A 12,078-nucleotide genomic window follows, 5' to 3' on the forward strand; every position below is an offset into this window, starting at 1 on the left:
GAGTGGACCCCAATGCGTTCTGTGCACAAGTTGTCCGTCGCTCTCGCCGCAGCCGCGACGCTCGTGCTTGCCGCGTGCAGCGGCTCCAGCGGTGGCGACGCCTCCGCTGACGGTCCGGTCACGCTCACCTGGTGGCACAACCGGACCACTGAACCGATGAAGTCGATCTGGCAGCAGATCGCGGACGACTTCCACAAGACCCACCAGGACGTCTCGTTCACGATCGAGCCGATCCAGAACGAGCAGTTCCAGACCAAGGTGCCCCTGGCCCTGCAGGGCAACACCCCGCCGGACATCTTCCAGCAGTGGGGCGGTGGCGGGCTCGCCTCACAGCTCAGCTCCGGCAAGATCGCGGACATCACGCAGGGCGCCTCCGGTTGGATCGGCCCGCTGGGCCAGGCGGCGCAGGGCTGGCAGGTCAAGGGCAAGCAGTACGGTGTGCCGTACCAGATGCACGCCGTGGGCTTCTGGTACCGCAAGGACCTCTTCGCCACCGCGGGCGTCACCGCGCCACCGTCCACTCTGGACGAGCTGAACGCCGCGGTCGCGAAGCTGAAGACCGCGGGCCTGGTGCCGATCGCGGTCGGCGGCAAGGACCGCTGGCCGGACGCCTTCTACTACAACTACTTCGCGATCCGGCAGTGCTCGGTCGACGCGCTGAAGAAGGCCGTGGAGAAGACCGAGTTCGCCGACCCGTGCTTCACCAAGGCGGGCGAGAACCTCAAGGCGTTCATCGACACCAAGCCGTTCCAGGACGGCTTCGTCGGCACCCCGGCCCAGCAGGGCGCCGGCAGCTCGGCAGGCATGCTCGCCAACGGCAAGGCCGCCATGGAGCTGCAGGGCGACTGGAACCCGGACGTGATGCAGGCCCTGTCGGAGGACAAGCAGCTGGACTCGAAGATCGGCTGGTTCCCGTTCCCGTCGGTGCCCGGCGGCGAGGGTGCGCCGGACGCCGTGCTCGGCGGCGGTGACGGCTTCTCGTGCACCTCGCGTGCGGCCAAGGCCTGCACGGACTTCCTGGGCTACCTGGTGGGCGAAGAGGTGCAGAAGAAGCTCGCGGCGACCGGTTCCGGCCTGCCCGTGCACCCGGCTGCCGTGGCGTCGCTGAAGACCGAGACGCACAAGCAGATCTCCGAGTACGTCACGAAGGCACCGCACCTGCAGTTCTACTTCGACATCGCCTTCCCGACCAACGTCGGCCAGGCGCTGAACGACTCGATCGCCAACTTCTTCGCCGGCCAGGGCGGTCCTGACACGATCGTCCAGTCGGTCTCCAAGGCAGCCGCCGGGAACAAGTGATGAGCACCGCGACCAGTTCGCGGCCGTTGACCGCCCCCAGCTCGCCCGCGCCAGCGGCTGGGGGCACCCGGCGGCGGCGGTCCCGCACCCGCACACGTCTCGAGCTCGCCCTCCTGCTCACACCGGCCCTGGTGCTGTTCGCCGGGTTCGTGCTGGTGCCGATCGGGGTGGCCGCGGTCTACAGCCTGTACTCCTGGAACGGGTTCGGCCCGCTGACCGACTTCGTCGGCCTGAAGAACTACGTCGACGCCTTCTCCGGTGACGTCTTCCAGGGCGCCATCGGGCACAACCTGATCATCGCGTCGTTGTCGATCGTCGTGCAGCTCCCGCTCAGCATCGGCCTCGCGCTGCTGCTCAACCGGAAGCTGCGCGGGCGGACGTTCCTGCGCATGGTGGTCTTCGCGCCGTACGTGCTGTCGGAGGCCGTCACCGCCGTCATCTGGCTGCTGATGCTGCAACCGGGCGGGTTCGTCGACGAGGTCCTGCGGTCGGCAGGCCTCGGCTCGCTGGTCCAGCAGTGGCTGGCCGACCCGTCGATCGTGCTCTACACGCTGTTCGTCGTGATCACGTGGAAGTACATCGGGTTCGGCGTGATCCTGCTGCTGGCCGGGCTCCAGGGAGTGCCGCCCGAGCTGCGGGAGGCCGCCGCCCTCGACGGGGCGACCGCGTGGCAGACCACCCGGCACGTCGTGCTCCCGTTGCTGGGGCCCACGATCCGCGTGTGGATCTTCCTGTCGGTGATCGGCTCGCTGCAGCTGTTCGACCTCGTGTGGATCATGACGCTCGGCGGTCCCGCCAACGCGTCCTCGACCATGGCGACCTACCTGATCGACCACGGCTTCAAGCGCTACGAGTTCGGCTTCGGCAGCGCCGTCGCGGTGATCCTCTTCATCATCTGCTTCACGTTCGCGTTGTTCTACCAGCGGTTCGCGCTGCGCAGGGACACCGAGGGCGCCTTGACCAGGGCGGTGGGCTGAGTTGTCACGTCGCAACACCGCGGGCTACCTCGCCGCGTTCGCCGTCGTGGGCATCACGGTGGTGCCGCTGCTCTTCGTGCTGCTGGGCGGGTTCCGCACCACGGCGCAGATCAACTCCGCACCGGCGGGCCTCCCCGGCCCGTGGGTGTGGGAGAACTACGCCGAGGTTGCGACCTCACCGGTGTTCTGGCGGTTGCTGGGCAACAGCGCGCTGATCGCCGTGATCGCGACGACCCTGGCGGTCGTGCTGGGGGCGATGGCGGCGTTCGCGTTGTCCCGCTACGCCTTCCGCGGCAGGGAGGCGTTCTACACGCTGTTCACGCTCGGCCTGCTGTTCCCGCTGGGAGTGGCGACCCTGCCGCTGTACCTGTGGCTGCGCCAGCTCGGTCTGCTGGAGAACCCGCTCGGTGTCGCGATCCCGGAGGCGGCGTTCTCGCTGCCGATCACGATCGTGATCCTGCGGCCGTTCATGCACGCCATCCCGGCCGAGCTGGAGGACGCCGCGCTGCTCGACGGCGCGGCCAAGCTCGGGTTCTTCTGGCGGATCCTGCTGCCGCTGTCGGGGCCCGCGCTGTCGACCGTGTCCGTGCTCGCGTTCGTCAGCAGCTGGAACTTCTTCCTGCTGCCGTTGCTCGTGTTCAACGACTCCAGCAACTTCACCCTGCCGCTGGGCGTTGCCATGTTCCAGTCGGAGCACACCCAGGACACCGCGAAGGTGCTCGCCTTCACCGCGTTGTCCATGATCCCGGCGCTCACGTTCTTCGTGCTCGCCGAACGACGGATGGTCGGTGGCCTGACCGGTTCGGTGAAGGGCTGACACCTCGGAGGAGCTCGACGATGAACTCGTCCTTCGCCCGGCGTCACTTCCTGCAACTGCTCGCCGCGCTCACGGCGACCGCGAGCGCGACCGGAACCGCTGCTGCCGCCGAGCTCGTCTCGGCGCAGGGCGGGTCCGGCCGGTTCCCGCTCGTGTCCAGGGGGAGGTCGGCGGTGCTGGTCGTCAGCACCGCCGACCACCCCGGCGTCGTCCGGGTCGCCGGTGACCTGCAGGCCGACGTGGAACGGGTCACCGGCGTCAAGCCGGCGCTCGTGCACTCCCTGCCCGACAAGGGCGACGTCGTGCTCATCGGCACGGTCGGCAGCCCGCTCGTCGACCGGCTCGTGGCGGCGGGCGCGCTCGACGTCACCGGCATCGCCGGCAGGTGGGAGACCTCGCTGACGCAGGAGGTCCGCACCGGCGGGCGGCGCGTGCTGGTGATCACGGGCAGCGACCAGCGCGGCACCGTCTACGGCACCTACGACCTCTCCCGCGCCATCGGCGTCTCGCCCTGGTACTGGTGGGACGACGTGCCCGTCGAGCACCGCGACGAGCTGCACGTGCGCTCCGAGCGGCACAGCCCCGGCCCGCCGTTCGTGAAGTACCGCGGCATCTTCATCAACGACGAGAACCCGGCGCTGGGCACTTGGGCGCCGCGCTACTTCGGCCCCGGTCACGCACCCGGTCACCCCGGCGGCTTCAACCACCTGTTCTGGGAGAAGGTCTTCGAGACCCTCCTGCGGCTGAAGGGCAACTACGTCTGGCCCGCGGTGTGGGGACGGGCGTTCGCCGAGGACGACCCGCTCAACCACGCCACCGCCACGCGCTACGGCATCGTCATGGGCACCTCGCACGAGGCGCCGATGATGCGCGGCATCGAGGAGTGGAACCGCCACGCCGTGCCCGCGGTGCGCGACGCGAACGGCGTCATCACCAAGCCGGGTCACGACCCGTACGGCGGCACGGGGGAGTGGAGCTTCCGCCGCAACGCCGACGCGATCAAGGCGTACTGGACCGACGGCATCCGCCGCATGGTGGACGAGGACATCGAGGGCGTCGTCACCGTCGGCATGCGCGGCAACGGCGACACCCAGCTGCCCGACGGCGACAGCATCGAGCTCATGCAGTCGATCATCGCGGCCGAGCAGGAGGTCCTCGCCCAGGTCACCGGGCGCGACCCGGCGCAGATCCCACAGGTGTGGACCCTCTACAAGGAGGTCCTGCGGTACTGGGACAAGGGCCTGCGCCCGCCCGACCACGTCACCGTCGTCTTCCCCGACGACAACTGGGGCAACCTGTGCAAGCTGCCGGACCGCTCGCTGCCGGAGCGCGCCGGCGGGTACGGCCTCTACTACCACTTCGACTACGTCGGCGTGGGGCGCAACTACAAGTGGGTCGACACCTGCGCGATCGCGAACCTGTGGGAGCAGCTGCACCAGGCGGCCGAGTACGGCATCTCCCGGCTGTGGGTCGCGAACGTCGGCGACTTCAAGGGCAACGAGCTGCCCACGCAGTTCTTCCTCGACTACGCCTGGAACCCGCAGGCGCTGCCGCTGGAACGGCTGTCCACCTGGGAGCGCGAGTACGCCGAGCAGAACTTCGGCAGGCGCGAGGCCGCGGCCATCGCCGAGGTGCTGAACGAGTACGGCCGGCTGCAGGCGCGGCGCAAGCCCGAGCTGCTCAACCGCCGCATCACCGTCGAGGGCACCACGATCGTCAACGACGACAGGGCCACGCCGTTCAGCCTGGTCAACTACCGCGAGCTCGACCGCGTCACCGAGGAGTGGAAGCGGCTGGGCCAGAAGGCCGAGCAGGTCGGCGCGCGTCTGCCCGCCGCCTACCGCGACGCTTACTTCGAACTGGTGCTGTACCAGGTGAAGGCCACCGCGAACCTCTACGAGCTGCGGCACGCGGAGTTCACGAACCTCTTCTACGCCGCGCAGGGCCGGGCGCTGGCCAACGACCTCGCCGCGACCACCGAGGCGCGGTTCGCCGACGACCTGGCGCTCGCGGACCGGTTCAACAACGTCGTCGCGGGCGGCAAGTGGCGTGGTTTCCAGACGCAGCCGCACATCGGGTACGGCGACGTCGAACGCTACGGGCCGAACGCGCCGTGGCAGCAGCCGGAGAAGGACAACGTGGCGCTGCCCGACGAGGTCTTCCCGCCGGTCCGCCGGATCACCCCGGCCGGTCCGGCCGAGATGGGTGTCGCGATCGACGGGTCCGAGCAGTGGTGGCCGTCCTCGCAGGAGCCGCCGGTGCTGCCGGAGCTCAGCCCGTTCCAGAGCGCGCCCGCGCCGTTCGTCGACGTCTTCAACCGCGGCACCGAGCCGTTCGACTGCACCATCACCTCCGGTGCGCCGTGGCTGGTCGTGCGGCCGGCGTCGGGCCGGGTGGACAAGCAGCTGCGCGCCACCCTCTCCGTGGACTGGTCACGGGCACCGAAGGGCACGACCAGCGTGCCGGTCGTGGTGTCCGGTGCGGGGCGCACGGTGACCGTGCGGGCCCCGATCGGCAACCCGGCGCTGCCGCACTCGTGGCGCGAGGGGTTCGTGGAGGCCGGCGGGTGCGTGTCGATCGAGGCCGAGCACCACAGCGCGAACGTCGCCGCCGGTGGCGTGCGGTGGCGGCGCATCCCCGGTCTCGGCCGCACGGGTGCGGGCATGAAGCCGTTCCCGGTCACCGCACCGAGCCAGGAACCCGGCCGCGGGCCGCGGCTGGAGTACCGGCTCACGCTCCTCGCCCCCGGTGAGGTCACGGTGTGGGCGCACCTCTCGCCCCGCGCCGGGGTGCTGCCCACACCGGGCCTGCGCTACGCGGTGTCGTTCGACGACGAGGTGCCCCAGGTCGTGGACGCGATCAAGGTGCACGGCGCGGACCACTCGCTGATGAACCGGCCGTGGGAGCGCATGACCTCCGACAACGTCAACCGCACCGCCACCAGGCACACGATCACCAGGCCCGGCCCGCACGTGCTCCGGTTCTGGATGGTCGACCCCACGCTCGTGGTGCAGAAGCTGGTCGTGGACACCGGCGGCCTGCGCGCGAGCTACCTCGGACCGCCGGAGAGCAAGCGCATGTAGTCAATCCAAGGGAGCGACGATGAAGTTGCACTCAACCAGGACCACGCGGTTACTCGCGATCACGGCGGCGGCGGCCGCGATCGCGGCGGGCCAGGTGGTCCCGGCATCGGCCGCGGGGCCGTTGAAGGACATCACGAACAGGTGGGTCGGCAGCGCCGTGGCGGCGGGGCCGCTGGGCAGCCAGGCCGACTACCGCTCGGTGCTGACCCGCGAGTTCGACAGCGTGACGCCCGAGAACGAGATGAAGTGGGCGGTGGTCGAGCCCAACCGCGGCCAGTTCAACTGGTCCGGTGCGGACGCGATCGTCAACTACGCGCAGCAGAACGGCAAGACCGTGCGCGGGCACACCCTGGTGTGGCACAGCCAGTACCCCGGCTGGCTCAACAACCTCGGTGGCTCCGAGCTGCGCAGCGTGACCCAGCAGCACATCAACACCGAGATGGGCCGGTACCGCGGCAAGATCCGCGCGTGGGACGTCGTCAACGAGATCTTCGAGGAGAACGGCTCGCGCAGGCAGTCGATCTTCCAGACGCGCATGGGTGACGGGTTCGTCGCCGACGCGTTCCGCTGGGCGCGTGCCGCCGACCCGTCGGCCAAGCTCTACATCAACGACTACAACACCGAGGGGATCAACGCCAAGAGCGACGCCGTCTACAACCTGGTCCGCACGCTGAAGCAGCAGGGCGTGCCGATCGACGGCGTCGGCATCCAGACGCACCTCGCCACCCGGTACGGCTTCCCGTCGAGCTTCCGGCAGAACATCGAACGGCTGGCCGCGCTCGGCGTCGACATCGCGATCACCGAGGCCGACGTCCGCGTCCAGCTGCCGGTCGACTCGAACAAGCTGAACCAGCAGGCCAACTACTACAAGCAGATCTGGGACGCCTGCCACGCCGTCTCGCGGTGCGTGGAGTTCACGACGTGGGGGTACACGGACCGCCACTCGTGGGTGCCGGGGACGTTCCCCGGTGAGGGTGCTGCCTGCCTCTTCGACTCGAACCTGAGGCCGAAACCCGCCTACACCCGGATCAACCCGTAACGACCGACCCCCCGTCGGCCACGTCCTGCCCGGCACCCGAGCGGTGCCGGGCAGGACCGGCGGACCGCACCCAGAACCACGTCAAGGAGAGAGCGACGATGATGTTGCGCTTACCCCGGGTCCTCGTGATCACCGCGGCGGCGGCCGTGCTGGTGGCGAGCCAGGCGGTGCCCGCGTCGGCGGCGGGACCGCTGAAGAACAGCACGAACAGGTGGGTCGGCAGTGCCGTGGCCGCCGGCCCGCTGGCCGATGAGGCTGACTACCGCGCGGTGCTGACCCGCGAGTTCGACAGCGTCACCCCGGAGAACGAGATGAAGTGGGGCGTCGTCGAGGCGACCCGCGGCCAGTACGACTGGTCCGGTGCCGACGCGATCGTGAGCTACGCCAAGCGGACCGGCAAGTCCGTGCGCGGGCACACCCTGGTGTGGCACAGCCAGCTGCCCGACTGGGTCGCCGGGCTGGAGGCACCCGAGCTGCGCAAGGTGGTCAAGGAGCACATCAAGACCACCGCAGGGCGGTTCAAGGGCAAGATCCGCGCGTGGGACGTCGTGAACGAGGCGTTCAACGAGGACGGCACCCGCCGGCCGACGGTGTTCCAGGAGAAGCTCGGCGACGGCTACATCGCCGAGGCGTTCCGGCACGCGCACGCCGCGGACCCGAAGGCCAAGCTGTACATCAACGACTACAACATCGAGGGCCTCAACCCCAAGAGCGACGCGGTGTACGAGCTGGTGCGCAAGCTGAAGAGGCAGGGCGTGCCGATCGAGGGCGTCGGCATCCAGACGCACCTCGCGCTGCAGTACGGCTTCCCGACCACGATGAAGCAGAACATCGAGCGGTTCGCGAAGCTCGGCGTCGACGTCGCCATCACCGAGGCCGACGTGCGCATCCCGCAGCCGACCGACGCGGCGAAGCTGGAGGCCCAGGCCGACTTCTTCGAGCAGGCCTGGGACGCCTGCCACGCCGTCAAGCGGTGCGTGGAGTTCACGACGTGGGGCTTCACCGACCGGCACTCGTGGGTGCCCGGTGTGTTCCCCGGCGAGGACGACGCGTGCCTGTTCGACGACGACCTGCGGCCCAAGCCCGCCTACCAGCGCATCAACCCCTAGCGGGAGCCCCCACTTGGCACAGTTCTCGAACCCGGTCCTGCCCGGCTCGCACCCCGACCCGTCGGTGTGCCGGGTGGGACCGGACCACTACCTGGTGACCTCGACCTTCGAGTACTTCCCCGGCCTGCCGGTCTACCACAGCCTGGACCTCGTGCACTGGCGGCTGCTCGGCCACGTGCTCGACCGGCCGTCGCAGCTGCCGCTGCAGGGCGTGCCGGCCTCCGGTGGCCTGTACGCGCCGACGATCCGGCACCACGACGGCGTGTTCTACGTGGTCTGCACGCTGGTGCACGGCAAGAGCGAGTCCGGCAACTTCGTCGTGACCGCGACCGACCCGGCCGGTCCGTGGTCGGAACCGAAGTGGCTGCCGGAGGCCGACGGCTTCGACCCGTCGCTGTTCTTCGACGACGACGGCCGGGCGTGGTGGACCGCGACCCGGCTGGTGCGCCCGCCCGGTGAGACCGAGGTCTGGCTGCGCGAGTTCGACCCGGCCACCCTCGACCTGGTCGGGGACGAGCACGTGGTGTGGCGCGGCGCGATGAGGGACGCGGTCTGGCCCGAAGCACCGCACGTGTACAAGGTGGACGGCCGGTACGTGCTGCTGACCGCGGAGGGCGGCACGGACTTCGAGCACTCGGTCGTCGTGGCGACGGCGGACCACGTCACCGGCCCGTACCGCGGGTCGCTGCTCAACCCGGTGCTGACCCACCGCCACCTCGGCCGCGACCACCCGATCGCGGCGGCCGGGCACGCGGACCTGGTGTGCACGCAGAACGGCCAGTGGTACGCCGTGCTGCTCGCGACCAGGCCGTACGGCGGCTACTACTACAACCTCGGCCGCGAGACGTTCCTCGTGCCGGTGAGGTGGGAGGCGGGTGGCCCGGTGTTCAGCCCCGGCACCGGCAGGGTCGAGGCGTCCTACGACGTGCCCGACCTGCCGCCGCACCCGTGGCCGGAACCGGACAGGACCGACGACTTCGACGGGCCGGGGCTCGACCCGGTGTGGATGTTCCTGCGCACGCCGGAGGAGCCGTTCTGGTCGCTGGCTGACCGGCCGGGGCACCTGCGGCTGCGGGTCCGGCCGGAGTCGGTCACCGAGGCGGTCACGCCGAGCATCGTGCTGCGGCGCCAGCAGCACGCCAGCTTCCACGCGTCCTGCGTGCTCGACTTCGCCCCGGCGGGACCGTCAGAGGTGGCGGGGCTGGTGCTGCTGCAGAACGACGAGCACCACGTGCGGCTGCTGCTCGGCGCCGACCGGGAGGTCGTCCTCGTGCGCCGCTTCGGCGGCAAGGACGAGGAGCTCGCGCGGACGGCGGTCGGCGAGGGCGCGGTGCGGCTGTGCCTGGAGGCGGTCGGCCAGGACGTGCAGGCGCTGGTCGCCGCGGGCACCGAGGGCTGGCAGCTGCTCGGCGACCCGTTCGACGGGCGGGTGCTGAGCACCCCGGTCGCCGGCGGGTTCACCGGGGTCCACATCGGACTGTACGCGTCCTCCGAGGGCGTGCCGAGCGAGTCGTGGGCCGACTTCGACAGCTTCACCTACCGCGGCCTGGAGTAGCCGGTGCCCGCGCGGCACCGGCTGTCCGGAGGAGCTGATCAGTGGAACAGGCGCAGGGGGACCGCCTCCGCCAGAGCCCGGTACCCGGCCGGGTTCAGGTGCAGGTGGTCTCCCACGTCGAACGCGGTCAGCAGCTGCCGCGGTGCGGCCGGGTCGCGCACGGCGGCGTCGAGGTCGACCACGGCGTCGAAACGGCGGCTGGTGCGGATCCACCGGTTCACCGCCTGCCGCGCCGTCTCGCGGAACCCGCCCGCGTCGTCGTAGAAGCTGCCGCCGAACGGCAGCAGCGTCGCGCCGTACACGGCCAGGTCGTGCGCATGGGCCCGGTCGAGGACCTGCTGGTAGCCCGCGATGAGGCGCTCGGCGACCCGCTGCTGCGACGCCTGGTCCGCGGCGGCCGTGCCGATGTCGTTGATCCCCTCGAACAGCAGCAGCCACTCGACCCGGCTCTGCGCCAGCAGGTCGCGGTCGAGCCGCGCCAGCACGCTCGGGCCCAGGCCGTTGTCCAGCACCCGGTTGCCGCCCGCGGCCTGGTTCAGCACCGCCACCCCGGCGGTGCGTCGGTCCGCGCGCAACCGGTCGGCGAGCCGGTCGGGCCAGCGGTCGTTGCCGTTGGTGGTCGAACCGCGGCCGTCGGTCAGCGAGTCGCCGATCACGACGAGGGCCGACGTGCCCGCACCCGCGACCACCTCGACACCGCTGAGGAAGTACCAGTGGTCGGTGGGGGTCGCGCCGGGCAGGTCGGCCGCCTCGACGTGGTTGCCCGCCAGGAGGTGGGACGTGGTGCGCGAACCGGGGTGCGAGGTGATGTCGTTCGACGCCTGCCCGGTGGCGAGGTACGTGGTGACGGTGAGGATCGAGCCCGCGGCCAGCGGGAAGTCCAGCGGGTCGGACACCACGAGCATGCCGGGCGTGAGGTCCGCCGACGGCGAGCCGTTGAACGTCACCCGGCGCGTGCTGCCGGGTTCGACGGCGCTCACACCGGCCCGGCCGCCCGCGGGGAGTGCGACGGTGACCGCGGTGATCGGCAGCGTCGCGCCACCGAACGCGTTCGAGAACCGCAACCGCAGCCGCCGCCCGCCGATCGTGACCCGGACGGTCTGCCGCAGGGTCGCGTCGGCCAGCACGAGCCCGTCCTGGGTGAACGGCGCCGGCGGCATGTTGTGCGGCTCGGTCAGCTGGGGCATCGACGCCCACGTGCCGACCCAGCGTTCCCGGCCCCGCGGTGGCGTGGCGGCCACCGCGGTGGTGGTGGATCCGGCGACGACCGTGGCGGCCGCGGCGCCGAGGAAGGAGCGTCTGCGCATTGTCCCAACCCTTCGGGAGGAAGGCGTCCGTGATCGAACCTAGGAGGGCCGCGGCAACGCCGTCAATGAAGTGACACAAGGGAAATCGGCAGAACACCTGTGCGCCGGGCGGGGGCCGGAGGTGTGCCTCGCGCTGCCCTGCGCACGCCGCGGGAATGGCCTGCACCTGCCACCTCGGCCGGTTGACCGCGGGTGTCGGCGGTCCTACCGTGGGAGCTGTTCTGCCGAAGACCGATGTAGTCCTTTGTGGACACAACTCTCCGGGTGCCACCGGCGCCCTCGCCGTGGAACCGCCGTGTCCGCAGTCGCTGACGACGAGGAGTGCGCATGGCACGAGTGCTGATGCTGGTGGGTGACGCCGCGGAGGAGCTCGACTCGATGTACCCGCTGTTCCGCCTGCGGGAGGACGACCACGAGGTGGTGGTCGCCGCACCGACCACCCGCCCGGTGCAGCTGGTGGTGCACGACTTCGAGCCGGGCTGCGACGCCTACACGGAGAAGCCCGGCCGGCGCTTGCCGGTGGACCTGGCGTTCGCCGACGTGCGGCCGGAGGAGTTCGACGCGCTGGTGATCCCGGGCGGCCGGGCACCGGAGTACATCCGCGTCGACCCGGACGTGGCGCGCATCGTCGAGCACTTCTTCACCCACGACCGCCCGGTCGGGACGATCTGCCACGGACCGCAGGTCCCGGCGGCGCTCGGGCTGCTGCGCGGCCGGACCACGGCGGCCTACCCGCCGCTGCGCGCCGACGTGGAGCAGGCCGGCGGGACGTTCGCCGACGGACCGGACGTGGTGGACGGCGTGATGGTCTCCTGCCGCGGCTGGCCGGACCTGCCGGAGTGGTCGCGCGCGTTCCTGCGGGTGCTGGCGAAGACGAACGGCAGCTGATCCT

9 protein-coding genes are annotated in these 12,078 nt (G+C 70.7%); 8 read left to right on the forward strand and 1 reads right to left on the reverse strand.

What is annotated here, in order from left to right; genetic code table 11:
• Positions 1-12: 12 nt before the first annotated feature.
• From ACZ7CH_RS09995 to ACZ7CH_RS10025, 7 genes are all read left to right on the forward strand, one after another.
• Positions 13-1,299, forward strand: coding sequence for an ABC transporter substrate-binding protein (locus ACZ7CH_RS09995; RefSeq protein ID WP_470373615.1), 1,287 nt, complete (start codon positions 13-15; stop codon positions 1,297-1,299).
• Positions 1,299-2,276, forward strand: a complete 978-nt coding sequence (locus tag ACZ7CH_RS10000) for a carbohydrate ABC transporter permease (protein WP_360389622.1) — start codon at positions 1,299-1,301, stop codon at positions 2,274-2,276. The genes ACZ7CH_RS09995 and ACZ7CH_RS10000 overlap by 1 nt, the downstream gene beginning before the upstream one ends.
• A 1-nt stretch (position 2,277) precedes the next feature.
• A complete protein-coding gene (locus tag ACZ7CH_RS10005; RefSeq protein WP_458431735.1) occupies positions 2,278-3,093 on the forward strand; it encodes a carbohydrate ABC transporter permease in 816 nt (271 codons plus the stop codon).
• Between the two features lie 20 nt (positions 3,094-3,113).
• Positions 3,114-6,176, forward strand: a complete 3,063-nt coding sequence (locus tag ACZ7CH_RS10010) for a glycosyl hydrolase 115 family protein (protein ID WP_470373616.1) — start codon at positions 3,114-3,116, stop codon at positions 6,174-6,176.
• A 19-nt stretch (positions 6,177-6,195) separates the two neighbouring features.
• Entirely contained in the window at positions 6,196-7,215 is a 1,020-nt protein-coding gene (locus ACZ7CH_RS10015; protein ID WP_360389615.1) for an endo-1,4-beta-xylanase, read from the forward strand.
• Between the two features lie 101 nt (positions 7,216-7,316).
• Complete coding sequence (locus ACZ7CH_RS10020) at positions 7,317-8,324, forward strand: endo-1,4-beta-xylanase (protein WP_458431737.1); 1,008 nt, start codon at positions 7,317-7,319, stop codon at positions 8,322-8,324.
• Positions 8,325-8,337: 13 nt separating this feature from the next.
• Positions 8,338-9,879: a glycoside hydrolase family 43 protein gene (locus ACZ7CH_RS10025; RefSeq protein ID WP_360389610.1), complete on the forward strand. Its 1,542-nt coding sequence runs from the start codon at positions 8,338-8,340 to the stop codon at positions 9,877-9,879.
• Positions 9,880-9,917: 38 nt separating this feature from the next.
• Here the strand turns inward: ACZ7CH_RS10025 and ACZ7CH_RS10030 are convergent, their stop codons facing one another.
• Positions 9,918-11,186 carry an SGNH/GDSL hydrolase family protein gene (locus ACZ7CH_RS10030; protein WP_360389608.1) on the reverse strand — a complete coding sequence of 423 codons (1,269 nt, stop codon included), beginning with the start codon at positions 11,184-11,186 and terminating at the stop codon, positions 9,918-9,920.
• Between the two features lie 327 nt (positions 11,187-11,513).
• On the opposite strand from ACZ7CH_RS10030, the gene ACZ7CH_RS10035 reads away from it, so the two are divergent.
• Positions 11,514-12,074 (forward strand): DJ-1/PfpI family protein, encoded by a 561-nt coding sequence (locus ACZ7CH_RS10035; RefSeq protein ID WP_360389605.1) that lies wholly within the window; start codon positions 11,514-11,516, stop codon positions 12,072-12,074.
• Positions 12,075-12,078 lie beyond the last annotated feature (4 nt).

The organism is Lentzea sp. NPDC037011, assembly GCF_055607425.1.

Coding starts and splice junctions, on each gene's coding strand:
- ACZ7CH_RS09995 (WP_470373615.1), top strand. CDS start 13: ATGCGTTCTGTGCACAAGTTGTCCGTCGCTCTCGCCGCAGCCGCGACG.
- ACZ7CH_RS10000 (WP_360389622.1), top strand. CDS start 1,299: ATGAGCACCGCGACCAGTTCGCGGCCGTTGACCGCCCCCAGCTCGCCC.
- ACZ7CH_RS10010 (WP_470373616.1), top strand. CDS start 3,114: ATGAACTCGTCCTTCGCCCGGCGTCACTTCCTGCAACTGCTCGCCGCG.
- ACZ7CH_RS10015 (WP_360389615.1), top strand. CDS start 6,196: ATGAAGTTGCACTCAACCAGGACCACGCGGTTACTCGCGATCACGGCG.
- ACZ7CH_RS10020 (WP_458431737.1), top strand. CDS start 7,317: ATGTTGCGCTTACCCCGGGTCCTCGTGATCACCGCGGCGGCGGCCGTG.
- ACZ7CH_RS10030 (WP_360389608.1), bottom strand. CDS start 11,186: ATGCGCAGACGCTCCTTCCTCGGCGCCGCGGCCGCCACGGTCGTCGCC.
- ACZ7CH_RS10035 (WP_360389605.1), top strand. CDS start 11,514: ATGGCACGAGTGCTGATGCTGGTGGGTGACGCCGCGGAGGAGCTCGAC.